Source organism: Sphingomonas sp. (assembly GCF_041661825.1).
In the GTDB taxonomy this organism is placed as follows: Bacteria; Pseudomonadota; Alphaproteobacteria; order Sphingomonadales; family Sphingomonadaceae; genus Sphingomonas.
On the sequence record NZ_JBAZTU010000004.1, the window covers coordinates 698,263 to 721,323 of the forward strand.

At 66.3% G+C, this 23,061-nt stretch carries 19 protein-coding genes; 6 read left to right on the plus strand and 13 right to left on the minus strand.

Translation table 11 applies throughout. From position 1 onward, the window contains the following. Positions 1–24 precede the first annotated feature (24 nt). On the plus strand, positions 25–1,332 hold the full coding sequence (locus WC729_RS22060; RefSeq protein ID WP_372856653.1) for an MFS transporter: 1,308 nt from the start codon (positions 25–27) through the stop codon (positions 1,330–1,332). On the opposite strand, the gene WC729_RS22065 is transcribed toward WC729_RS22060, so the two are convergent. Beyond that, positions 1,261–3,555 (minus strand): CDC48 family AAA ATPase, encoded by a 2,295-nt coding sequence (locus WC729_RS22065; RefSeq protein WP_372856574.1) that lies wholly within the window; start codon positions 3,553–3,555, stop codon positions 1,261–1,263. The two genes, WC729_RS22060 and WC729_RS22065, sit on opposite strands and share 72 nt — an antisense overlap. A 334-nt stretch (positions 3,556–3,889) precedes the next feature. Here WC729_RS22065 and WC729_RS22070 point away from each other — a divergent pair, with 334 nt between their 5' ends. After that, positions 3,890–4,780: a LysR substrate-binding domain-containing protein gene (locus WC729_RS22070; RefSeq protein WP_372856575.1), complete on the plus strand. Its 891-nt coding sequence runs from the start codon at positions 3,890–3,892 to the stop codon at positions 4,778–4,780. Between the two features lie 40 nt (positions 4,781–4,820). Here WC729_RS22070 and WC729_RS22075 read toward each other — a convergent pair whose 3' ends face one another. Beyond that, the gene (locus WC729_RS22075) at positions 4,821–5,276 is read right to left on the minus strand and encodes a peptidylprolyl isomerase (protein ID WP_372856576.1); all 456 of its coding nucleotides are present in this window, start codon (positions 5,274–5,276) and stop codon (positions 4,821–4,823) included. Between the two features lie 302 nt (positions 5,277–5,578). On the opposite strand from WC729_RS22075, the gene mgtE reads away from it, so the two are divergent. Together mgtE and WC729_RS22085 are read left to right on the plus strand one after the other, a co-directional pair. Further along, positions 5,579–6,979 carry a magnesium transporter gene (gene mgtE / locus WC729_RS22080; protein WP_372856577.1) on the plus strand — a complete coding sequence of 467 codons (1,401 nt, stop codon included), beginning with the start codon at positions 5,579–5,581 and terminating at the stop codon, positions 6,977–6,979. Positions 6,980–7,003: 24 nt separating this feature from the next. Further along, on the plus strand, positions 7,004–7,408 hold the full coding sequence (locus tag WC729_RS22085; RefSeq protein WP_372856578.1) for a DUF1489 family protein: 405 nt from the start codon (positions 7,004–7,006) through the stop codon (positions 7,406–7,408). Here WC729_RS22085 and WC729_RS22090 read toward each other — a convergent pair. The 6 genes from WC729_RS22090 to WC729_RS22115 all read right to left on the minus strand — a co-directional run bounded on the left by WC729_RS22090 (position 7,405) and on the right by WC729_RS22115 (position 13,047). Further along, complete coding sequence (locus WC729_RS22090; protein WP_372856579.1) at positions 7,405–8,115, minus strand: head GIN domain-containing protein; 711 nt, start codon at positions 8,113–8,115, stop codon at positions 7,405–7,407. The two genes, WC729_RS22085 and WC729_RS22090, sit on opposite strands and share 4 nt — an antisense overlap. Before the next feature lie 53 nt (positions 8,116–8,168). Beyond that, positions 8,169–8,921, minus strand: coding sequence for a head GIN domain-containing protein (locus tag WC729_RS22095; protein WP_372856580.1), 753 nt, complete (start codon positions 8,919–8,921; stop codon positions 8,169–8,171). 114 nt (positions 8,922–9,035) lie between these two features. Next, the gene (locus WC729_RS22100) at positions 9,036–9,569 is read right to left on the minus strand and encodes a CarD family transcriptional regulator (protein ID WP_372856581.1); all 534 of its coding nucleotides are present in this window, start codon (positions 9,567–9,569) and stop codon (positions 9,036–9,038) included. Between the two features lie 228 nt (positions 9,570–9,797). Then, positions 9,798–10,139 (minus strand): ferredoxin FdxA, encoded by a 342-nt coding sequence (gene fdxA / locus WC729_RS22105; RefSeq protein ID WP_372856582.1) that lies wholly within the window; start codon positions 10,137–10,139, stop codon positions 9,798–9,800. A 102-nt stretch (positions 10,140–10,241) separates the two neighbouring features. Continuing rightward, entirely contained in the window at positions 10,242–10,553 is a 312-nt protein-coding gene (locus WC729_RS22110; RefSeq protein WP_372856583.1) for an RNA-binding S4 domain-containing protein, read from the minus strand. After that, positions 10,546–13,047, minus strand: coding sequence for a helicase-related protein (locus WC729_RS22115; protein ID WP_372856584.1), 2,502 nt, complete (start codon positions 13,045–13,047; stop codon positions 10,546–10,548). The genes WC729_RS22110 and WC729_RS22115 overlap by 8 nt, the downstream gene beginning before the upstream one ends. Positions 13,048–13,310: 263 nt before the next feature. On the opposite strand from WC729_RS22115, the gene WC729_RS22120 reads away from it, so the two are divergent. Beyond that, entirely contained in the window at positions 13,311–14,780 is a 1,470-nt protein-coding gene (locus WC729_RS22120; RefSeq protein ID WP_372856585.1) for a M23 family metallopeptidase, read from the plus strand. A 6-nt stretch (positions 14,781–14,786) separates the two neighbouring features. Here the strand turns inward: WC729_RS22120 and WC729_RS22125 are convergent, their stop codons facing one another. Beyond that, positions 14,787–15,800, minus strand: coding sequence for an AraC family transcriptional regulator (locus tag WC729_RS22125; protein WP_372856586.1), 1,014 nt, complete (start codon positions 15,798–15,800; stop codon positions 14,787–14,789). Between the two features lie 82 nt (positions 15,801–15,882). Here WC729_RS22125 and WC729_RS22130 point away from each other — a divergent pair, with 82 nt between their 5' ends. Continuing rightward, a complete protein-coding gene (locus WC729_RS22130; protein WP_372856587.1) occupies positions 15,883–16,698 on the plus strand; it encodes a DUF2306 domain-containing protein in 816 nt (271 codons plus the stop codon). A gap of 289 nt (positions 16,699–16,987) precedes the next feature. Here WC729_RS22130 and WC729_RS22135 read toward each other — a convergent pair whose 3' ends face one another. The 4 genes from WC729_RS22135 to WC729_RS22150 all read right to left on the minus strand — a co-directional run bounded on the left by WC729_RS22135 (position 16,988) and on the right by WC729_RS22150 (position 22,909). After that, positions 16,988–18,661, minus strand: coding sequence for an ATP-binding protein (locus tag WC729_RS22135; protein WP_372856588.1), 1,674 nt, complete (start codon positions 18,659–18,661; stop codon positions 16,988–16,990). A gap of 125 nt (positions 18,662–18,786) precedes the next feature. Further along, the gene (locus WC729_RS22140; protein ID WP_372856589.1) at positions 18,787–19,893 is read right to left on the minus strand and encodes an FAD-dependent monooxygenase; all 1,107 of its coding nucleotides are present in this window, start codon (positions 19,891–19,893) and stop codon (positions 18,787–18,789) included. Next, positions 19,877–21,883 carry a LodA/GoxA family CTQ-dependent oxidase gene (locus tag WC729_RS22145; protein WP_372856590.1) on the minus strand — a complete coding sequence of 669 codons (2,007 nt, stop codon included), beginning with the start codon at positions 21,881–21,883 and terminating at the stop codon, positions 19,877–19,879. The genes WC729_RS22140 and WC729_RS22145 overlap by 17 nt, the downstream gene beginning before the upstream one ends. A 129-nt stretch (positions 21,884–22,012) precedes the next feature. After that, complete coding sequence (locus tag WC729_RS22150) at positions 22,013–22,909, minus strand: hypothetical protein (RefSeq protein ID WP_372856591.1); 897 nt, start codon at positions 22,907–22,909, stop codon at positions 22,013–22,015. Positions 22,910–23,061: the final 152 nt, after the last annotated feature.

The following is a 23,061-nucleotide window of genomic DNA, read 5'->3' on the forward strand; positions in this document are numbered from 1 at the left end:
GATTTCGCGCTCCTGTTCCTGGTGATGCTGACGATCGCCGCGGGCAACACCGCGCTGCAATCCGTCCTGCCCGCGCTTGGGCGCTCGCTGAAAGTGCCCGACAGCGCGGTCGCCGCTGCCTTTTCGGTGTCGGCGCTGCTGTGGGTGGTCGCCGCGCCCTATTGGGCCAATCGTTCGGACAAACATGGGCGGCGGGCGATGATCCTGCTCGGGGTCGGTGGCTTCTGCGTCTCGCTGCTGCTGTGCGGCCTGTTCCTCGCCGCCGGGATCAATGGCTGGATCAGCGGTACGGCCGCCTTCATCTGCTTCATCGGCGGGCGGCTGATCTACGGCACCTTCGGCTCCGCTGCGCCCCCGGCGGTCCAGGCGCTGGTCGCCGGCCGCACCAGCCGCGAGGAGCGCACGCGCGCGCTCACCCTGCTCGGCTCGGCCTTCGGGCTCGGTACGATCCTGGGTCCGGCGATCGCCCCGTTCCTGATCCTCGGCAGCATCGGCGCAGTCGAAATTGGGCTGGCCGGCCCCGCCTTCATCTTCGCCCTGTTCGCGGTCGGCATCTACATCGCCGTGCTCAAGCGGCTGCCCAATGACCGGACGCCGCAGCCCGGCACGCATGGCGGCGCGGCCAATGCCTATCCCTCGATCGGCGGGCAGAGCACCGGCGCCAGCATCACGGCCGCGATCGAGCCGCATAGCGAGCGCGTCGGCTATTTCGATCCGCGCGTCCGCGCCTGGATGATCGCCGGGCTGGTGATGGGCCATGCGCAGGCGATGACCAGCCAGGCAGTCGGCTTCCTCGTCATCGACCGGCTGCACCTGGCCCCGGTCGACGCGCTCCAGCCGACCGGCATCGTTCTGATGATGGGCGCGGGCGCGGCCCTGCTGGTGCAATGGGGCATCATCCCGCTGCTCGACATGAAGCCGCGGCAATTGATGCTGGTCGGCCTGGTCATCGGCGCGATGGGATGCGCGCTGACTGGTCTCGCGACCTCGCTCTACGGCATCGCGACCGCTTATGCGCTGGCGTCGATCGGCTTCGGGTTCACCCGGCCCGGCTTCACCGCCGGCTCATCGCTGGCGGTCGGGCATGCCGCGCAGGGATCGGTCGCCGGCAAGGTCACCTCGATCAACGGCGCCTCCTTCGTGCTCGGGCCGTCGATCGGGGTCGGGCTCTATGAGGCGCAGCACGCGCTGCCCTATCTGACAGCGGGTGCCGCGCTCATCCTTCTGCTGGGCTATTGCTGGTTCGCCCTGCGGGACCCCTTAGTCGCTGCCCTTCGGCCCATGGGGGCGAAGCTGCCCGGGGTTGATGAAGCCGATCGGCTGGATGGCTGAGGCTTCCTGCTTCAGCCGCGCTGCCATCTGCTCATATTCGCGTTCCATGTCCGGGGTCACCGAGGCGCGCGAATCCGCCAGCGCTTCCTCGAAATGCGCCATCGTGACTTCGGCGGCGGATAGCGACTGGCGCAGCGCGACGAGACCGGCCCGACGGACCAGATCCTCCAGGTCGGCGCCGGTGAAGCGCTCGGTGCGACTCGCCATTTCGTCGAGATCGACATCGGCCGCGAGCGGCATCTTGCCGGTCTGGATTGCCAGGATGCGCCGCCGGCCTGCCTTGTCCGGCACGCCGACATAGACCAGCTCATCGAAGCGGCCCGGCCGCAGCAATGCCGGGTCGATCAGGTTCGGCCGGTTGGTCGCACCGATCACGACGACTGACTGCAACTCCTCGAGCCCGTCCATCTCGGACAGGATCGTGTTGACGACCCGTTCGGTGACCTGGGGCTCGCCGAGCCCCCCGCCGCGCGCCGGGACCAGCGAATCGAGCTCGTCGATGAAGATCACGCAGGGTGCCACCTGCCGTGCCCGGGCGAACAGCCGGGCAATCTGTTGCTCCGATTCACCGTACCATTTGCTCAGCAGGTCGCTGGATTTGGTGGCGATGAAATTCGCCTCCGCCTCGCGTGCGACTGCCTTGGCCAGCAGCGTCTTGCCGGTGCCGGGCGGGCCATAGAGCAGGAAGCCCTTGGCCGGGCGGATGCCGAGACGGCGGAACGCGTCGGGGTCCTTCAGCGGCAGCTCGACGCCTTCCTTCAGGCGCGCCTGCGCCTTGTCGAGCCCGCCGACATCCTCCCAGCGGACGCGCGGCGCCTCCACCATCACCTCGCGCATCGCGCTCGGCTGGACGCGTTTCAGCGCATCGAGGAAATCCTCACGCGTCACGGCAAGCGTATCGAGTACTTCGGGCGGGATGGTGCCCTCGGCCAGGTTCAGGCGCGGCATGATCTTGCGCACTGCCTCGATCGCCGCCTCGCGCGCCAGCGCGGCGAGATCGGCGCCGACGAAGCCGTACGTGGTCCGCGCCAGTTCGTTGAGGTCGACCTTGTCGCCCAGCGGCATGCCGCGGGTGTGGATACCCAGGATCTCGCGGCGGCCACGCTCGTCCGGCACGCCGACGACGATCTCGCGGTCGAACCGGCCCGGCCTTCTCAACGCCTCGTCGATCGCCTCGGGGCGATTGGTCGCGGCGATGACCACGACATTGGCGCGCGCTTCCAGCCCGTCCATCAAGGTCAGCAACTGCGCGACGAGGCGCTTCTCCGCTTCGCCCGACACCTGCCCGCGTTTCGGCGCGATCGAATCGATCTCGTCGATGAACACGATCGAGGGCGCATTCTTGGCCGCTTCCTCGAACACCTGGCGGAGCTTGCCTTCGGATTCGCCATAGGCCGAGCCCATGATCTCGGGGCCGTTGATCAGATAGAATTCGGCTGCGCTCTCATTGGCGACAGCACGCGCGAGACGCGTCTTGCCGGTGCCGGGCGGCCCGTGCAGCAACACGCCCTTGGGCGGATCGACGCCCAGGCGCTGGAACAGTTCGGGATAGCGCAAGGGGAGCTCGACCATCTCGCGCAGCTGGTCGATCGTCGGGCCCATGCCGCCGATATCGTCATAGGTCACATCGGCGCGGCGGGCCTCCTTGGGCTCCTCATATTCGGGCCGCAGCTCGATCTCGGTATTCTCGTCGACATGCACGACGCCCTTGGGCGTCGTGCCGATCACCGCGAGGCGAATCTCCTGCAGCGCATAGGCGGGCGCGCGCAAGAACTGCTGAACACCCGGCGGCATATTGTCGACGCGCTGCTGCCCGGCGGTAGCGACGACATCGCCCTGAGTCAGCGGCCGGCCGAAGAAAGTGCGCTTCAGCGCGTTGGACGATCCTTCGAGGCGCAGATTCTGCTGCGCGGGGGCGAACACCACGCGCGTCGCCGGCTTGGATTCGACCTTGCGTACCTCGACGAAATCGCCCGAGCCGGCACCGGCATTGGCGCGCTGCAGACCGTCGATGCGGATGATCTCCAGGCCCTCGTCCTCGGCATAAGGCGCAACGGCGCGCGCGGGGGTGGTCGACTTGCCGACGATCTCGATCACGTCGCCTTCGCCGATGCCCAGCGCCGCCATCAGCGCGCGCGGCATATGCGCCAGGCCCCGGCCGCTGTCTTCCGGCCTGGCATTCGCCACCTGCAATTTCCGAACGGGCGCTTCGCCATCGGCCATGTATGATCCCCTCGAGAACTCGACGTTGAGCGCGCGAGATAGGATCGTGGTTCCGCAGATACGAGGGGGTGGGTTGTCTGCTTCGGGTAAGCCACTGGAAGCAGACAAAAAAAGGGCCGACCCCGTGGGGCCGGCCTTGAAAGTTTTAGGAGAGGATGCCTGAAAGGCCTGCTCTATATGCTGCGCTGCGGTTTATGCTGCAAGTGCGAAAAGAGTCGGTGCAATTGCGTTTACTGCAATCAATGCTGGCAATCGCACGAGGGACGATGGTAGATTTGGAACACAGGGTATATGACGCGGCGCACAATGCTGGCGTGAAGGGAGCGCTTCGATCATGCGCAGATTGCCGCCGCTGACCGCAATCGAGGCATTCGTGCAGGTTGCGCGCCTCGGCTCGATCAAGGCCGCCTCGCAGGAACTGGCGCTATCCCCGCCTGCGCTAAGCCGTCGAATCCAGGCGCTCGAACGCTTCATCGGCAAGCCATTGTTCGATCGCCGCCACCAGGCCGTTGTACTGAATGCCGATGGGGAACGCCTGATCGCCCAGATCGCGCCTGCGCTCGACAGCCTGTCCGACGCAGTCGAAGTGATGACCAGCGGTACCGACGTGTTGCGGCTTCGGCTCGGCATCCTGCCGCTGTTCGCTTCGCAGCGGCTGTTCCCGCGGCTCGGGGAGTTGCGCGCCAAGCACCCGGAGCTGCATCTGGACATCGATACCGCGGCGCACGGGCTCGCCCGGCTGGGCGACGGGCTCGACGCCGTGATCGCCCTGGCGCGGGAGATCGATCCGGCGCTCTACGGCAAAAGGCTCGATCGCAATTCGGTCTACGTCATCGGCGCGCGCGACCTGGTCGAGCGCGCCGATCCCATCACCAAACCGAAACAACTCGCCGGCCTCACCGCTTTGGTCCACCGCGACATGCCCGACACCTTCACGGCCTGGCGTCGCGCCGCAGGGCTCGACGATCTTGAGCCGCTGGCAATCGATCATTTCGATTCGGGCGCGTTGATGCTCGAGGCGGCAGCGCAGGGTCTCGGCATCGCCTTCATGCACGAAAGCCATTTCGAGGACGCGCATGACGAGCGGCTGGTCAAGCTGTTCGATATCGAGGTGGAGAGCCCGTACAGCTATTGGTTCGCCTGCCGCCCCCGTGCGCTCGCGCAACGGCCGGTGCGGCTATTCCACGACTGGCTGATCGAAACGATCGGCGACCCGGCGGTATAAAAAAAAAGCCCCTCCGCCGAAGGGGAGGGGCTTTTGAAAATCAGGCAGCGCGTGCCTTGACGATCTTGCCCGGCTCGCGCGGCGGCTCGCCCTTGGGCAGTGCGTCGACATGCTCCATGCCGGACGTCACTTCGCCCCACACGGTGTACTGGTTGTCGAGGAAGCGCGCATCGTCGAAGCAGATGAAGAACTGGCTGTTCGCGCTGTTCGGGCTCTGCGCCCGCGCCATCGAGCAAACGCCGCGCACATGCGGTTCCTTGGAGAATTCCGCAGCCAGATTGGGCTTGTCCGATCCGGACATGCCGGTGCCGGTGGGGTCGCCGCCCTGAGCCATGAAGCCCGGGATCACACGGTGGAAGACGACGCCGTCGTAAAAGCCGTCATTGGCGAGCTCGACGATGCGCGCGACATGCTGCGGCGCCAGATCGGGACGCAGCTTGATCGTCACGTCGCCGCCGTCGAGGGTCAGGGTAAGGGTTTCCGGGGAATCGGCCATGTGGGAGGGCTCCTGAAGAAAATGGTCCCCGCACCTAGGGGCCGTCTTCGAGAACCGCAATGGCAGCTGGCGCCGGAATGGGGCGGGCCCGCGCTCACACGGGGGCGTGTCTATCTGAGCGCAGGCCCGGAGACGGAAGAGGCCCGGGGTCGCATTTCGAACCCCTTCCGTCCGGCTGTGAGCCATGGACCGGGTAAGCGAAACCTGGATTTCGGTCCCGTTACAAATGCTGTCATGTTGATTTGGCTTTGGCGCCGCGCGAGGGTAGAGCCGGGCCGTCGCACGGGCTTTGGGAGGTCAGGATGAGCGAGACCGAACTGAGCCAGCAGGACACCGAGGGACAGCAGCTCGACGAGGATGACCGGCTGAAGCCAGAGTTCGTCCGCGCCGTGCTCGACGCGGTCGAGCAGGGCGATACCGAGGCAGCGCGCGCCCTGGTCGAGCCGCTCCACCCTGCCGACATCGCCGATCTGTTCGAGCTGACGCCGCACGAAGAGCGCGCCGATCTCGCCAAGGCGATCACTGACCTGCTCGACGCCGATGTGTTCGCCGAGATGAACGATTATGTCCGCGAGGACCTGATCGACGCGCTCGAGCCGCACGAAGTCGCGGACATTGCCTCGGAGCTCGATACCGACGACGCGGTCGCGATCATCGAGGACATGGAGGAGGACGACCAGCGCGCCGTGCTCCGCGCGCTCGACCCCGACGATCGCGCCGCGATCGAGGAAGCGCTCTCCTATCCCGAGGAATCCGCCGGCCGCCTGATGCAGCGCGAGCTGATCGCGGTGCCCGAGCATTGGAGCGTCGGCGACGCGATCGACTATCTGCGCGGCCATGAGGAGCTGACCACCGATTTCTGGGAGATCTTCGTCGTCGATCCCGCGCACAAGCCGGTCGGCACCTGCCAGCTCTCCTGGATCCTGCGCACCCCGCGCACCGTCTCGATCGCTGATGTGATGAAGCGCGAGCAGACCCTGATTCCGGTCGATATGGACCAGGAGGAGGTCGCGCTGCGCTTCCAGAAATATGCGCTGATCTCGGCCGCGGTGGTCGATTCGGGCGGGCGGCTGGTCGGCATGATCACCGTCGACGACATCGTCCACATCATCTCCGAAGAGGCCGGTGAGGATATCCTGCGCCTGTCCGGCGCGGGCGAGGGCGACATCAACGAGCCGATCCGGCTGACCGTGCGCACGCGAATCACTTGGCTGACCGTCAATCTCGGCACGGCGATGCTCGCCGCCTCGGTGGTCGGGCTGTTCCAGGGCGAGATCGGGCGATTCGCCTTGCTCGCGGTGCTGATGCCGATCGTCTCGGGTATGGGCGGCAATGCCGGTACGCAGACGCTCGCGGTGGTGGTGCGCGCCCTTGCCACGAATCAGCTGACCAGTTCCAACACGCAGCGCATGATCATGCGCGAATTTACCATCGCCGCGGCCAATGGCTCGATGCTCGGCGTGCTGATCGGGCTCGGCACCTATCTCATCTTCGGCAATGCCGATCTCGCCATCGTCATCGCCATGGCGATGGTGATCAACAATCTGATCGCCGGCCTGTCCGGCGTGCTGGTCCCGGTCGGGCTCGAACGCGCCGGGGTCGATCCGGCGGTGTCCTCGGCGGTGTTCGTCACGATGATGACGGATGTGATGGGATTCTTCTCGTTCCTCGGCCTTGCCACCCTATGGGGCCTTGGCGGTTGAGCCCCGGCCTCCCAAATACCTGAAATGCCGCTGCATATGACGAAAGTCGCGTTTGCCGCCACGGGAGTCGACCATCTCGCCGAGCGGCTGCTGCTGCGTGCGGAGGCTGGCCCCGTGTTCCTGACCACGCGCTATCTGCCCAAAAGGCACGAGGAGATTGCGGGGCAAGGCTCGCTGTTCTGGATCATCAAGCATCAGCTTATCGCCCGCTCCCCGATCCTTCATTTCGGCGACGCGGAAGGCGGACGCGTCGCGATTCATATCGATCCGAAGCTGATCCTCACCCAGGCCCGGCCCAAGCGCGCGCACCAGGGTTGGCGCTATCTCGAGGATGCCGATGCGCCCGCCGATCTCGACGGCGATATGGTGGTGGGCGATCAGATGCCCGCCGCGCTGATGGGCAAGCTCGCCGGACTGGGCCTGATTTAAGGCGCTGGCAGCTTGCCACAGCTCACTGGGCCGCCCGCCACTGCCTTCACGGTGCAGGCCGGACTGCCATAGACGGTGACGGCGCCCAGGCCGGTGGTGGTGACCTTCGCCGTGAAGCGGGCGGTCGCGCGCATCTCGCCCGGGCCGTCGAGCAGCAGGATCAGGTCGCTGGCGGTCAGCGCTGCCGCATCGATCCCGCCCGTCCCATTGGCAGTCAGCTGAACCTTGGCGGCGCGGCCGCCCAGCTTCATGCTGCCCGATCCGAGCATCGTCGCGTTGAACTGGTCGGCCTGGATCGCACCGGCGTCGATCGCACCGCTGCCGCTCACCGACAGGTCGATGCGCTGGCCGCGAACGGGGCCGGTGACGCTCAGTCGCCCGCCGCCGATCACGATCGCGCTGCGGATCGCCAGGCTCGACACGGTGATCACCGGCGCGCCCTTGTTGCCTGCGACGGGCTGCTCGCCCCAGCCGTTGATGCCGGCACGGATGATCAGCGTCGTCCCCTCGACCCTGATGTCGAGGCTCTCGATCACCCGCGTCTCGCCCGAGGCGCGCGCGCCGGGCGACTTGCCGGTCAGGAGCTGCACCTGGAACGGGCCCTCGACGCGGACCCGGTCGAAGCTGCCGATCGAATAGGTCCGATCGGCCGCGCCGGCCGACACGGGCAGGAGCAACAGGAAGAGCGCGGGCAGGAGGCGGATCATCCGCCCGGCATCGCCCCAATCACGCGTTCAGGCAAGAGCGGCGTATACGTAGCTCAGCTACCGCAGCGCACATCGCCTGACCCCATCTTGGAGGTCGCGCATTTGGCGTCCGGGCCAAGATCGACATCGCCCGATCCCATCATCGACACAGCGGCACCGCCCTTTACCGTGGCGCGCACGCTACCCGATCCGGCAATCGACACTTCTGCGCCCTGGGCGGTCAGGCCCGGCGCGTCGACGCCGCCCGACCCGGCGATATCGATGGTCAGCTTCTTGGCGCTGCCTTTCAGGCCGATGTCGCCCGATCCCGCGATCGAGAATTTGCCCGTTTCGACATTGATCGCCGCGACCTCGAGATTGCCCGAACCAGCGCTCGAGCCGTTGAAGCTCTGGCCCTCGACCCGGTCGACCGCCATGTCGCCCGATCCGGCGATGCTTGCCTCGGCGATGCGCGGCATCGTCACGAAGATCTTCACGCCCTTATGGTCGCCGCTGCCCCAGCTGAAGCTGTTGCCGTTGATCCGGCCGACCCGCAGCGTATCGCCGACCCTTTCGATCTTGAGCTTGTCGAGCTGTTCCGACGGCCCCTCGGCGCGCACCGAAAAGCCGGTGCCCACGCGCACATCGACATCGTCCGAGCCGCGCAGCTCGACGCCGGTGAAATCGGCCACCGAGTAGCTGCGGGTGGTACCGCTGCCCGACCCGGCGATACCGGGTTTCGAATCTTCACCGCTCGACGTGAACGAGCAAGCCGCGAGCGGAACCGCCGTCAGCGGCAGGGCCAGGATCAGGGCAACGAAGCGCATGATAGTCTCCTTGTGTGTATTGGTTTAATAACACACCAAGGCGGGATACGCAACCCAAACGAAAAGGGGCGACCGTCGCCGGCCGCCCCTCCCGTCTGGAGTATGCTCCCGCGATCAGGCGGGGGCCTTGTCCTTGTTGTGGATCGCCGCCGCCTTGCGGAGGATCTCCAGGATCTTTTCCTGAGCGGTCGGCTCGTCGACCTGCTCCATCGCCGCGAGTTCGCGTGCGAGACGGCTGGTCGCCGCTTCGAAGATCTGACGCTCCGAATAGCTCTGCTCGGGCTGGTCGTCGGCGCGGAACAGATCTCGGACCACTTCGGCGATCGACACCAGGTCGCCCGAATTGATCTTCGCTTCATATTCCTGGGCGCGACGCGACCACATGGTACGCTTCACGCGCGGCTTGCCGGTCAGCGTGTCGAGCGCCTCGCGCAGCGTCTTGTCCGACGACAGCTTGCGCATGCCGACGCTCTCGGCCTTGTTGGTCGGCACGCGGAGCGTCATGCGCTCCTTTTCGAAACGGAGAACATAGAGTTCGAGTTGCATGCCGGCGATTTCCTGCCGCTGCAGTTCGATGACACGGCCAACGCCGTGCTTGGGGTAAACGACATAATCGCCGACGTCGAAGGACAGCGCCTTGGCAGCCATTCCGTTGAGCCTTTCCGTGGACTGGTTCCCCTGAGGGTGCGCGGCGGCAGCGGGGCTGCGTGCGCGCGATAAGGGGATGTTGATTTAAACGTCTCCAGCCGGATGACGCGAATCCGCGCCTCCGTCCTACATCATGTAGCAGAGTCGTAATAAAATTACCAGACGCAGTACGCCCATTGCGGGTCGCCCCCGCAAAAAATAGTACGGAAACGACTAAAAAGGCGGCGATCAGTCGCCCGAACCAGGCTCCGGCGAGAAGTATTTGTCATACTTGCCGTCTTCGCCCTTGTGCTCGTCGGCGTCCGTCGGGGTCTGGTCGTTCTTACGCGTGACGTTGGGCCATTGCGACGAGAAGGTGTTGTTCAGCTCGAGCCATTTCTCGAGACCATTCTCGGTATCGGGCAGGATCGCCTCTGCCGGGCATTCGGGCTCGCACACGCCGCAATCGATGCACTCGCTGGGATTGATCACCAGCATGTTCTCGCCTTCGTAGAAGCAATCGACCGGACAGACCTCGACGCAGTCCATGTACTTGCACTTGATGCAGGCATCGGTGACGACGTAGGTCATTGCATACTCCCCAGTTCGGAACGCCAAGGGTCCGACGAAACGCCCCCGGACCGATCAGGTCCGACGAAACGACCCGTCTGCTATGCCCGGCCGTGGCCGTCGTCAATCGCTCGAAGCCTGATGCGAGACGTTCTCAATGACAAGGTCGGTGTAACAGGCCTGTGCTTCGGGTGCTGGCCCACGCCGCGCCGGCAATGCCTCGACCCGGATCGCGCGTACCCGCATGCCCTGCATGAAGGCGATCACGCTGCCGACGCGCACATTGGCATGGGCCCGGTCGACCGCCCGGCCATCGAGCCGCAACCGGCCTTCGCCGGCGATCTTCTGGGCCGCGCTGCGGGTTTTGGCGAGGCGGATGAACCAGAGGAACCGGTCGAGCCGCATCGTCGCGCCGTCAGCCGCGCCGCTAGCCATGCGTGGACCGAAGGCCAGCAAGGGCGGCAAAGGCATTGTCGCGCGGCGGCGGGGCCACCCTGGCGCGGGTCAGCCCGCGCCACACCCAGCGCGGCGCGCCTTCCTGCGCCGGCGCGGTGCGGAAACCGAGCGCTGCCATCAGCCGTGCCAGCGTCTCGGGCGTCACGCCGATCGACGTGGCGAGCGCCGGATCGGGCGCGAACGGCTTGCGTCCGGCGCGCGCATCATGTGCAGCACGGGCGATGCGTTCCGCCAGGTCGACCCGCACCGCCTGGTTGCCGAGCGGGCGATAGCCATCCGCGAGCGTCGCGCCCTGCGCACCGCGTGCCAGCACGCTTGCGCCGTCGGGCGGTGCGGCACCCGGCGCGCTCTCGGCCTGTGCCGCGATCAGCATCCGCCGCCAGCGCGCGGGGCCAGGCTTGAGCAGCCGCTGATCGAACAGGTCGAGCGCGCCGATCGTCACCCCGATGACCCTCAGCCGCTTGCGGGCGCCCGCGTCGAGTGCATCCACCGCGGCATCGATCCCACCACGCGCAACGATTCCGCCCGCGCCCACCAGCGCCGCCGCGACCGCCCGGAGCGGCGGCGTAGCTGCCGGATCGCGCTGCGCCGCGTCGAGTGCGACCAGCCCCGGCAGGCGCCGGGCGATCTGGCCGGCCAGCCATTCTTCCAGCCTTGATCGCGCCCGGGCCTGCAGCCCGCGTTCGAGGCAATCGAGCGACCGATCGAGCTTCACGCGCGGCCGCGCCAGCGACGGGCCGGGCGCGAGGTCGGCAACCTTCAGCCCCTCCCACAGGATCGCCGGCCGCGCGCTGTCGTCGATCGCCAGCGCCGCATCCTCGGCCCTCGCAAGTGTCTCGCCCCGCCGCGCCCGCTCGTCGCCGAGCCGGCGCTCGGCGGCGGCGAGCAACAGCCGCTTGTCGCCGTGCCGCGCATCGGCCGCGACGCTGAAGCGGAAGCCGTCAAGCCGCCCGATCGCGTGCTCCTCGACCATCACTTCGCCCTCGGGCCCGATCGTCACGGGCAGGGCAGCCTTGTCGGCGCCGATCTGGCGCAGCAGCATCGTGGTGCGCTTGTCGACGAAGCGCTGAGTCAGGCTGAGATGCAGCGCGTCCGACAGCCGTTCCTCCACCGCCGCCGCCCGCGCCGCCCAATGCGTCGGGTCGGCCAGCCAGTCCGGCCGGTTGGCGATATAGGCCCAGCTTCGCGCCGCCGCGATCCGCCCGGCCAGGGTCTCGACATCGCCTGCGACGTTGTCGAGCCGGGCGATTTCCTCGGCGAACCAGGTGTGCGGGATATGGCCGGTACCTTCGCTAAGATGCCCGAACACCCGCCCGGCGAAACGCGCATGCGGATCGACGCCGAGCTTGCGGAAATCGGGCAACCCTGCCGCCGCCCAGAGCCGTTTGACCATGGCGGGCGAGCGCACCCGGTCGCGCACCCAACCCTCTTCGACGAGGCGTTTCAAAATGGCGAGATCGGTCGATTGCGGCGCGGCGCGCAGCACGCGCTCGGTCGGCCGCGTCTCCAGGCTGGCGATCAGCACATCCACGCTCGCCATGTCGGGGTCGCCGTCGCGCCAATAGAGAAAGTCGAGCCGTGGGAAGCGATGCTCCTCGATCGCCAGCACTTCCTCCGGGGTGAAGGCGCCCGGGCCTTCCTCGACCAGCGCACCGAAGGTCCCATCGCGCTGGTGCCGGCCCGCGCGTCCGGCGATCTGCGCCATCTCCGCCACGGTCAGCCGGCGCTGGCGATGCCCGTCGAACTTGTCGAGACTGGCAAAGGCGACATGCGCCACGTCCATGTTGAGCCCCATGCCGATCGCATCGGTCGCGACGAGATAGTCGACCTCGCCCGCCTGGAACATCGCGACCTGCGCATTGCGCGTGCGCGGCGATAGCGCGCCCATCACCACCGCCGCGCCCCCGCGCAGCCGCCGCAGCATCTCGGCGACCGCGTAGACCTCCTCGGCCGAAAAGGCGACGATCGCTGACCTTTTGGGCAACCGCGAAATCTTCCGCGCACCGGCATAGCTGAGCGTCGAGAAACGCGGCCGGTTGAGGATGTCGATCCCCGGCACCAGCGCCTTGAGCATCGGCCGAAGCGCCTCGGAACCAAGGATCATCGTCTCCTCGCGCCCTCGCGCGCGGAGGATGCGATCCGTGAAGACATGCCCGCGCTCCGGATCGGCACCCAATTGCGCTTCGTCGATCCCGACAAAGGCGAGGTCGCGGTCGACCGGCATGCTTTCGACGGTGCACAGGAACCAGCGGGCGTCCTTCGGGACGATCTTCTCTTCGCCGGTGATCAGCGCGACCTGGTTCGCGCCCTTGATCTTCACCACCCGGTCATAGACCTCGCGGGCGAGCAGCCGCAGCGGAAAGCCGATCATGCCGCTCGAATGGCCGCACAGCCGCTCGACCGCCAAATGGGTCTTGCCGGTATTGGTCGGCCCCAGCACCGCAGTGACCGGACGTTCGCTGTCACGCCTCATCGTGCGACCAACATCGCGTGCCGATCGCGCGGGCGCAACCTGCCACGATCGGAATCTGCGCTAACCATATCGAATGCTTGACGGATTTGGTGAATCCTCAATGCCTGTGGCGGGTTGTCGCAGCGCGGCCACGTTTCGCCGTGCGAGTCCCACCCCGGAACATTCCTTAATTTGACTTTAGGAGAATATCGCCACAGTCATTTGACCTCGCGCCGGGGGGTTCTTTTTTCAGACGGCGCCGCGACCTTGGGGGCGAACAGCCTTTGTTTTTGCGCAGTGACCATGGATCGGATCAGGCGGGTGGCACCGCAACCCTGTCGTTCGGCCGGGCGATCGTGCCGCTGGCCGAACCGCGCACGATCGATCGTCTGCGCGACGCGATCGCGCGGATCGACTGGGCGCCGGATCTCGGATCGCAGATTGGCTCGGTCGACTGGTGGCGTGGCGCTGCGACCTGCGCCGCGCTCTGCACTGCCACCTGGATGCTCGCACCGAGCTTCGACACGACGATTCCGGGTGTCGCGCCACCCGCGCTCGAAGGCACCGACTGGGACGAGGCGCGCGCGCAATCGATCGCCCCGCTCGCCTGGGGTGCCGATACCGGGCGGCACATGGCGGCGAACGATCTGGTCGCGCCGCTCACCGAAACGCCCGAACGCCCGATCATCGATCTCACCACCCTGTTCGGCAATGGCGACAGCTTCGCCCGCGTGCTCCAGCGCGCCGGCGTGTCCGAAGGCGATGCGTCCTCTGCGGCCAACCTCGTCTCGGGCGCGGTCGGCCTTGGCGACATCAAGCCGGGCACGCCGATCGACATGACGCTCGGGCGCCGCCCGACTCGCGATGTCGCGCGGCCGCTCGATCTCCTGTCGTTCCGCGCGCGCTTCGACCTCAATCTCAGCGTGTCGCGCGTGAATGGCGCCCTCGTCCTGACCCGCCACCCGATCGTGATCGATCACACGCCGGCCCGTTTCCAGGGCCTGGCCGGCCGCAGCCTTTATCGCTCGGCCCGCGCTGCCGGTGTCCCCGCCAAGATCGTCGAATCCTATATCAAGGCGATGGCGACGCGGCTCTCGGTCGGCCGCGATGTCGGCGCCGGCGACACCTTCGACATCATCGTCGAACAGGCCCGCGCCGCGACCGGCGAAGTCCAGATCGGCAGCCTGATGTTCGCCGGGCTCGATCAGGGCCGCAAGAAGACTCAGCTGATCAAATGGAATGACGGCCAATGGTATGAGGCGTCGGGCCAGTATGAGCGGCGCGGCACCATGGGCATGCCCGTTGCCGGGCATATCACCTCGACCTTCGGCCTGCGCCGCCATCCGCTGCTCGGCTTCACCCGCATGCACAAGGGGCTCGATATCGGCGCTCCTTATGGCGCACCGATCCATGCCGCGATGGCGGGCGTCGTCGCCTTTGCCGGGCGCAACGCGGGGTACGGCAATTTCGTGAAGCTGGCGCATGGTGGCGGCATCGGCACCGGCTATGGCCATATGAGTCGCATCGCGGTGCGCCCCGGCACGCGCGTCGCGGCCGGCCAGGTCATCGGCTATATCGGCTCGACCGGCCTCTCGACCGGTCCGCATCTCCATTGGGAAGTGTGGAAGAACGGCATCGCGGTCAATCCGCGGTCCATGTCCTTCTCCAGCCTGGCGCAACTCTCCGGCGATGCGCTCCGCGCGTTCAAGGCACGCTATGCCAATCTGATGGCGGTAAAGCCCGGCGCGCACTGATCCCGGTCAGCCGGATTTCCGGTTACGCGGGCTCGATCCGGTCCAGCGCTTGAACGCTCTCGAAAAGGAGCTCGGGTCAGAAAAGCCGACCAGATAGGCGGTTTCGTTCACGGATGCTTTCCGGCCGCCCAGATAATGCAGCGCCATGCGATGACGCAGATCATCGATCAGCGCTTCGAAGCTGACACCCTCCTCCCTCAGCCGCCGATAGAGCGACGGACGGCTCATCCCCATCCGCCGCGCGATATCGTCCATGGCCAGGTCGCCGGTGTGGAGCAGCGGAATCGCGAGGCTTTCCACCTGTCCGCGGATCGTCGTCGCCTTTTCCAGGCCCTTCAGCAGGCGGTCGGCATGCTCGCTCAGCACGCCGAAAACATAACGGTTCGGCTGGTGCAGCTCGATCGACAGCCAGGACGGATCGATCATGATCGCGTTCTTGTCGCTGCCAAAGGTCACCGGCACCTTCAGCACGCGTTCGTAATCCGGGGCGTGGCCCGGCGCGTCGTGCGTGACGTGGACTGCCTTGGCAAAGGGGGCGTCGGGGAAATGCCGGCTGGTCTCAGAAATGAAGCGTGACCAGGTCGCCTCAGTCATCTCGGGAAAGGCGTTCGGGTCGCTGCGCATGTCGACCAGCCATAATTCCGCGTCGATCGGGGTGAGCTGGAATCGCCCGCCGTCCACCGGAATGTCGACCTCGGCCGTCAGGCGGCTGAAGCGGTTCAGCTCGATCAGCGCCGCGCCCATGGTCGGCGCGGCGTAGCAGATCAGTCCCACGACGGAGATTTCCTTGAAATCCTTTTCCGCGCCCAGGTCCAGCGCCAGGGCGGGGGCGTCGCACAGCTCCCTGGCCGCCTTCATCAACGCGACATAGCGGGCCATCGGCACGCGATTGTCGGGATCGGCCAAATCGTCCGGCGTGATGCCCGATCGCTCGCCGAGCAGCGCCGCGTCGGCGCCCTTCGCCACCGCGAACTGCATCAGATTGCCGGCATAGCCCGCCGATACGGTGGGTTCGGCCATCTCCCCTCCCTGCAACGCAAAGCCATGTTTCTGATCTCCGGCGTCATGTGCCCGGAATCCGGGGCGGACTAAAGCCCGGTGGATGGAAGAACCGAACAAGACTCAGGCTGCAACCGCCGCCAAAGCGTTGCGGGCCTCGGGCACCGCCTGGTTCCTGACGGCAATGCTCGGCCAATGGCTGTTCGTCCTCTATATCGCCGGTTTCTATGGCGGGGCCGCCGCGCAGGGCGATTTCGCCAGATGGAACGACGTGCTGGTCGGCGGCTATGTCGCGGGCGGCGCCATCGGCAATGTCGCACTCGCCGCGCATCTGCTGCTGGCGGCAGTCATCACCATCGGCGGCCCGCTTCAGCTTCTTCCCTGGATTCGTACCCGGTTCCTGCCCCTTCATCGCTGGAACGGGCGGCTCTACATCCTCACCGCGATCGTGATCAGCCTGACCGGCATCTACATGGTCTGGACTCGCGGTACCGCGGGCGGTGCGGCGATGCGGGTCGGCATCAGCATCAACGGCGTGCTCATCCTGATCGCCGCTGTCTCGGCGTGGCGTTTGGCGCGCGCCCGCCGCATCGCCGCGCATCGTCGCTGGGCGCTGCGCAGTTTCATCCTGGTCAGCGGCGTGTGGTTCTTCCGCGTCGGGATGATGTGCTGGATCCTGCTCAACCAGGGGCCGGTCGGTATCGGCGGCAAAGGGTTCGACGGCCCGTTCGTGCGCTTCTGGGCATTCGGCTGCTATCTCGTGCCGCTCGCCCTGCTCGAACTCTATCTACGCGCGCAGGATAGCGGCTCGGCGCCAGGCCGCTACGCCATGGCGACCGTGCTGGCCCTGCTGACGCTCGGTACGGCGATCGGGATTTTCGGCGCGGCGATGGGGATGTGGCTGCCGCGCCTGACCTGAGGCTGCCGAGGGTCCGTACTCACTACCCGCAACGGCCGTGACGGAGCGGATTTTGGCGTGAGGCAAGGAGCAAGGAGGGAACGATGGCTTTCCATCGTGACCCCAAAGGACTCTTGGCGCGCGACGCCGCATCACGCCAAAAGCCGCCCGCCCCGAAGGGGTCGCCCGGAGAGAGGTGCTGGCGGCGTCAGGCTGCTTGCGCGGGCTACCAGCCCGCGACGGCGCAACCTTCCTTGCCAGCGCCTCTCTCCGGGCGATCACGGCCATTGCGGGTAGTGAGTACGGACCCCTACCGCCCCTGCGAACGCCAGCGCTTCAGGGTGCGGCTGATGATCTGGTCCTCGTTGCCGACTTCGCGCCACAATTCGGAGAAGAGCGGATCTTCCGAGGCCGGGCGCTTATTCTCTTCCAGCCCGTCGAACGAGACGCGGATCGGGATGGCGACGCCTTCGCCGCAGATGATGCATTCGCGGTTGCGCAGCGCCGGGATCGAATCGAGGAAGCCGCGCGCGCCTTCGGGCATCGCCGCGCGGACGAACGCCTGGTCGCGGTCGTTGTTCAGGCGCATCGAGATGATCGTGCCGAGCTGCGACAGCACGCCTTCCGCCAGATCCGACGGTCGCTGCGTGATCAGGCCAAGCGACACGCCATATTTGCGGCCTTCCTTGGCGATCCGGCTGAGGATTTTGCCGACCGACGAATTGTCGGCGTTGCGCTCATTGGGGATGTAGCGGTGCGCTTCCTCGCAGACGAGCAGGATCGGGCGCTGCGCTTCGCCGCGCGACCAGATCGCATAGTCGAACACCATCCGGCTCAGCACCGCGACCACCACCGAGGTGATTTCGGACGGCACGCCCGACACGTCGATGATCGAGATCGGCTTGCCGTCGCCGGGCAGGCGGAAGATGCGCTGGATGAAACCCGCCATCGTGTCCGCGACGAGCATGCCGGAGAACATGAAGCCATAGCGCGGATCGGCCTTGATCTCCTCGATCTTGGTCTTGAGCCGCAGATAGGGCGCGGTGTCGCCGGCCCGGTCCATCTTGCCCATTTCGAGCTGGATCAAATTGGTCAGGTCGCTCAGCAGATACGGGATCGGCGCGTCGACCGTCAGCTTGGAAATCTCCTGGCCGAGCCGGCCCTTGGCGCGCGCCATCAACAGGCATTTGGCTAGGATATCGGCGTCGATCTGGTGCTCCGAACCGCCGGAGGTGACGAACACCTCGCAATGCTCCTCGAAATTCATCAGCCAGTACGGCATCTGCAGGTTGGACACGTCGAAGATCGCGCCGTTGTCCTTGAACGCGGCGCCATATTCGCCGTGCGGATCGACCATCACGATATGACCCTGCGGCGCGAGCTCGCAGATGCGGTGAAGGATCAGCGCGGCGCTGGTCGACTTGCCGGTACCGGTCGATCCGAGCAGCGCGAAATGCTTGCCGAGCATCGCATCGATATAAAGCGCGGCGCGGATGTCCTTGGTCGGATAAACGGTGCCGATCTCGATATTGGCGCGGTCGTCCGCGGCATAGATCTGCTTCAGGTCGGCGGTGGTCACCGGGTAGATGCGGCAGCCGGGGGTGGGATACCGCGTCACGCCGCGGCGGAATTTGTACAGCTTGCCGGTCAGCCTTTCCTCGTCGCCCTCGCCCAGGAAATCGACCTGCGCGGCGATGCGGTCGTTCGATCCGTCGGCCAGCCTCAGCGACCGGATATTGGCGATCAACCAGGCATTGCCGACGCGCATCTTGATCTGGGTGCCGACCTGCCCGGCGCTGGCCGCGACCGGGTCGCTGTGCCGCGACGCGGTCTCCAGCGCGCGCGCGTCGAGCATCACCTGGCTGCTCGATCCGGCGATCTCGAACACGAACCCGATGGCTTCGCCCGCCGCGTCAGGCAGGGCGACGCCGGCACTCGCGGGCGCTGCTCTTTCGAAAGCCTGGCTGCCCAGCATCTCGGTCATTCCTCGGTTTCCCCCGGTGTCATTCATCCGAGCTATGCCGACGACAGGTAAATATTGGGTGTGCCGGCCTTTTCGAGGCGCCGGATTCCCGAAAGACTATATCCGATTCGGTTGGAAATCCGTGGCTACAAGGGCTCGTCGCGCTGGAAACGCCAGAACGGTGCATCGGGCCAGCGCCGCTGCGCGTCGTACAGGGCCCGGCGCCGCTCGGTGTAAACCGAAGCGACCTGGGCGAGTTCGGCGGCGTAACCGGACCCGGATTCCCCTGCGATCGCGGCGACGACGTACCGCGCGGCGGCCATGCCGGATCGCAGCGCATTGAACAGCCCCTGCCCGGCGATCGGGTCGAAGCTCAACGCCGAATCCCCGCACGCCACCCAGCCTTCCCCGACCGGCGAGGCGAGACCGCCGTCGCGCGCATCGCGAAAGACCAGGCCGGGATCGAACCGGGGTTCGCCGAGCAACGCGGTCAGGCCTGGCGCCTCGCGCAGGATCGCGTCCCACCGCGCCGGGTCGCGTCGCAGCAAAGCAGCCTCTTCGGGCGAGGTGTGGAAACCGAAGGCCCAGCGCCCGTCCCCCAGCTGCCCGGCATAGAACCAGCCGTTCGGTCGCGCCTCGATGATGGTGCGGTCGAGCGCCGCGTTGAACGTCGGGCGGCCGTAGCGATAGACGGCGACCAGTGCGCGGTGGCGCCGCCGCCGCGTGCCGATCAGCCGTGCGAGCTTGCCGCGCCGGCCGGTGGCATCGACCAGCCAGGACGCTGTTATCTGCCGACCATCGTCGAGCCCGACGGTCCAGCCCTCCCTCGCGCGCTCAAGCGTCGAGATGTTGGCCGAATGGGATGCCGCCCCGCCATCCAGGCTCGCCTGGCGCAACGCTGCGTCGAATCGCGCGCGATCGAGCCGGATGCCGGCGCCATAGGGGTCGGCCATGGCATCGCTCGCGATCATCGTCGCGGAATCCCACGCGGTCAGCGTGCCGCCGACATGGCAATGACCCGTGACGTCATTTGTCTGGGCGATCGACCCCAGCTCGAGCCGATGCAGCAGCCGGATCGCTGCGCCCGGCAGCGTCTCGCCGATCTTCGATGGCGCCGGCCCTAGCCGGTCGGCGACCAGCACGGAAAGCCCCGCCCGCGCCAGTTCGAGCGCGGCGACCGATCCGGCCGGCCCTGCCCCCGCCACCAATATATCGACGCGACGCGGGCCGCTGCCGTCACTCGCGATGGACACGCACCGACCGGAACGCCTCGAACTGCTCGTGGCTTGCCCAGCCCGCTTTCTCGAGTCGGGTGAGCGGCCGGTCGAGCTCGGCCAGCAGGGCGGTGGCCTTGAGCGCGCCCTTCCTCAGCTTCCCCGCGGCCAGCGTCTCGACATGGATGATTTCCGGGAAATCGGGGTCATCCGCAATGCCCGGTCGCGCCTCGACGATCCCCAGCTCGCCGAACTGGGCGATCATCTTCAGCATCACATCGGGCGTGCTGGCCTGGTCGATCGCCCGGAGCCAGTTGGCACGGCGCTGATAGGCCGCGAGCCGCTGTTCGCGGGGGAGCGAGCTGTCCATCACCACGTCGTAATCCTCGGCGGTCAGCACTTGGTTGGGCACGCGCGCCGCCCAGAAGGTCGGCAGATACGGGTCGAAATCGGGGTCGTACCCCGATCGGCAAAAGGCCGTGTCGCCCTGCCAGGGAACCGCCATCCAGCGCGTCAGGCCGCCGGGCGGTTGCGCGTAGAGCGGGCCGTTGACCAAAGCGACGTTGACCGGATTCAAGGTCGCGCCGTAATTCGGCTCGGACTCGCCCGCCGGCCGCGCGCGGATGCGGAACGGGGCCGAATAAAGGCTGGCATGGCGCATCGGCCAGGTCATCTCGCAGCCCGGATGGAACGTGTCGGCCAGGCAATAATCGAGCGCCGCGCGGTCGAGCGTCCCCGGCTGCTCGGCCAGCGGGATCGTCTCGAACACCGCCGGCGGCGCCTGTTCGGGCCAGTCGGCGATGAAATGCCCCGCCGCCCAGCGGCGCAGCAGCCCTTCCTGCAGCCCCGTCATCGGCAGCATGTTGCCCGTGCTGTTCGCAGGGAAGCTGCCGAACGCATCGCCATAAATCCACGGCCAGATATGCGGCCAGCTCACTGGTTCGGCAACGAGCGGCTTGTTCGGGCGGAAACTGTGCAGAATGGCGAGGCGCAACTCGCCATAGGGATCGTCGCGCGTGCCGGCCGGCTTGTGCGACAGCTTGGCGATGAGATCGTGGTTGGTGAAATCCATCGGCGCGCCCTTGCCGAAATAGGCGGCGAATCCCTTGTTGACCCATTGCAGCCCGGTCAGCCGGTTGAGGATGGGCAGGATGTCACGGGCGAAGGAGGGCGTGTCGGGCATGGTCATCAGGCCCGCCTCGACCGACACGTCGCACATCAGGTCGTACATGGTGCGCCAGCTCATCACGCCGGGCGCGTAATTGGGCGGTGCCACCACCACCCATGCCGATTCGACCGGAATCGGCTTGCCGTCGATCGAGACAGTGGCGGTCACCGGTCCGTCCGACGTGTCGTCATACCAGTCATCGGCATTGTTGAAGCTCGGCGGATTGGCCGGATCGAACACCGGGGCATGAGTCGGCGAGGCCGATTCGCCGGTCCCGCCCAGTATGATCAGCCGGCCGGCGGCGTCGGTGCGGATCTCGCCGAGCGGCACGACCACCGGCTGCTTGGCCGCTGCCTTGAAAGTGCCCGTGTCGAACGCATGGTCGGGCCCGCCCGAAATGTCGCAGCCAGAGATGCTGCGCGGCCCCGGATCGATCGCCAGCCCGCTGCGGTCCTTCACCTTGCGGTTGCGCAGCGAGAACTGGTTGTCGGAGGCATTGACCGCCTCGGGAATGTCGAGCGCGTACTGGAACTGATACCACTGCGCCTTGCGGTTCGCGAGGTGCGCGGTCCAAACGATCTCTGCAGTGTCGGGGGTCAGCTCGCGAACCACCTCGCCCGCGGCGTTATAGCCATAGAGACGGAAGCGGGCTGCCTGCCGCTTGATCGCGCCCTTCTTGTCGCGCCAGGTCTCGGGCGGGGTGTCCGGACCCGGCGGCGCGATGGTTTCCGGCCCGATGAAATACTCGGTCTTGCTGTCGCCGATCCGCGCGATCCCGATCGCCGGATGAATCGCCGCGCGCACCACGGTCCGGTCGACCGCACCCGCCCTACGATCGCTGCTCGATTTCAGTTTCGCCATCGCCATTCCCCCGCCACGGTTTCAGCATAACCGCGCCGGGGCAGGGGTGACATCGCATAAGCGACCATTTTGAGGGCAGTCGGGCCGGGCTGCGTCAGGTATTTGATTCAGTAGTTCCGCGGCGGGGTTTCAATCGCGAGACACCGAAATCTCGACATTGTTCCAAGACTGGAACCTCGGACCCGATGAGAAGTGAATGCCGACAAGGTACCATTTCCCGTCGACGTCCTCGAACAGGATCGGCGACCCCGAATCACCGGCCCGCGAGCGGTAAGTCGCTTTCCAGCTCGGATACAGCGCATTGTGACCTTCAACGCGCGTGATCGTGGGCGAGCCGATCCTGCCTTCCGTCCATCCGGAAACCATCCCCATCTTTGCAATGGGCATGCCCAACTGAGCCGTTCTCAGTCCGCTGATCTCCAAGGGTGCGCCTTCTGGGTTGAACACCTTGAATGCGTTTTCTGGTGGTACTCTTTCATTGGCCTCGGCAACGCCAGCGTCGAAGGTTGTTTCGGCCTCCAGGTCGAACACGCACGACACGATGCCGATCGCTTCGCCCGCGGCGTTCACGGTGCCCCCGGATCGGTGAAAGACATGCGAGTTCGAAAGAAGGAATCGCTTGTCGGTCCCGCAGCTCCTCCCTTCATGCAAAAGAGAAATGCTCCCGCCCGACAAGCAAAGCGTGCCGCAGCCACCGCCTTCGCAAACTCTCGTGCCAGCCAGGCCCGCTCTAGCTGCAAGTAGGGCCTCCCGGTGCAAGGGCTCGACATCGATGGTGGTGATTTCCTCATTCGGTACCTCCCCCTGCTCGATGCGAAGCGGCAGGGAAGCGAACCCGGAAATCGTTTTTGCCAAACTTAGGAATGAAGATGATTTCTTGGCGGGGTCACGATGGACGAGTACTAATCCTTGAACATCTCCATCTTCTGCGACATCGAATTCAAGTGCTACCGCATCGGCATCGTTTTTCAGGAGGTCGATATTTGCGAGCAGAATCGCGTCCATTTCTTCCACCGAAAGGCGCATTTTCGACTCTCCCCCGATTCGGCGATAAGCAAGCAGCGTAACCCTCGTCTGGAAATTACCACACAATTATCTGCTCGCCGCATAGCCGCAACAGCGAGGCGCAAATGCGCCCAACGCGGCCGTTCAGGTCGATTCGGCGATCTCGGACCAAA

Coding starts and splice junctions, on each gene's coding strand:
- WC729_RS22070 (WP_372856575.1), top strand. CDS start 3,890: ATGCGCAGATTGCCGCCGCTGACCGCAATCGAGGCATTCGTGCAGGTT.
- WC729_RS22110 (WP_372856583.1), bottom strand. CDS start 10,553: ATGGCTAGCGGCGCGGCTGACGGCGCGACGATGCGGCTCGACCGGTTC.
- WC729_RS22085 (WP_372856578.1), top strand. CDS start 7,004: ATGCCGCTGCATATGACGAAAGTCGCGTTTGCCGCCACGGGAGTCGAC.
- mgtE (WP_372856577.1), top strand. CDS start 5,579: ATGAGCGAGACCGAACTGAGCCAGCAGGACACCGAGGGACAGCAGCTC.
- WC729_RS22100 (WP_372856581.1), bottom strand. CDS start 9,569: ATGGCTGCCAAGGCGCTGTCCTTCGACGTCGGCGATTATGTCGTTTAC.
- WC729_RS22135 (WP_372856588.1), bottom strand. CDS start 18,661: ATGACCGAGATGCTGGGCAGCCAGGCTTTCGAAAGAGCAGCGCCCGCG.
- WC729_RS22150 (WP_372856591.1), bottom strand. CDS start 22,909: ATGCGCCTTTCGGTGGAAGAAATGGACGCGATTCTGCTCGCAAATATC.
- WC729_RS22125 (WP_372856586.1), bottom strand. CDS start 15,800: ATGGCCGAACCCACCGTATCGGCGGGCTATGCCGGCAATCTGATGCAG.
- fdxA (WP_372856582.1), bottom strand. CDS start 10,139: ATGACCTACGTCGTCACCGATGCCTGCATCAAGTGCAAGTACATGGAC.
- WC729_RS22095 (WP_372856580.1), bottom strand. CDS start 8,921: ATGCGCTTCGTTGCCCTGATCCTGGCCCTGCCGCTGACGGCGGTTCCG.
- WC729_RS22065 (WP_372856574.1), bottom strand. CDS start 3,555: ATGGCCGATGGCGAAGCGCCCGTTCGGAAATTGCAGGTGGCGAATGCC.
- WC729_RS22145 (WP_372856590.1), bottom strand. CDS start 21,883: ATGGCGAAACTGAAATCGAGCAGCGATCGTAGGGCGGGTGCGGTCGAC.
- WC729_RS22115 (WP_372856584.1), bottom strand. CDS start 13,047: ATGAGGCGTGACAGCGAACGTCCGGTCACTGCGGTGCTGGGGCCGACC.
- WC729_RS22090 (WP_372856579.1), bottom strand. CDS start 8,115: ATGATCCGCCTCCTGCCCGCGCTCTTCCTGTTGCTCCTGCCCGTGTCG.
- WC729_RS22060 (WP_372856653.1), top strand. CDS start 25: ATGCTGACGATCGCCGCGGGCAACACCGCGCTGCAATCCGTCCTGCCC.
- WC729_RS22130 (WP_372856587.1), top strand. CDS start 15,883: ATGGAAGAACCGAACAAGACTCAGGCTGCAACCGCCGCCAAAGCGTTG.
- WC729_RS22075 (WP_372856576.1), bottom strand. CDS start 5,276: ATGGCCGATTCCCCGGAAACCCTTACCCTGACCCTCGACGGCGGCGAC.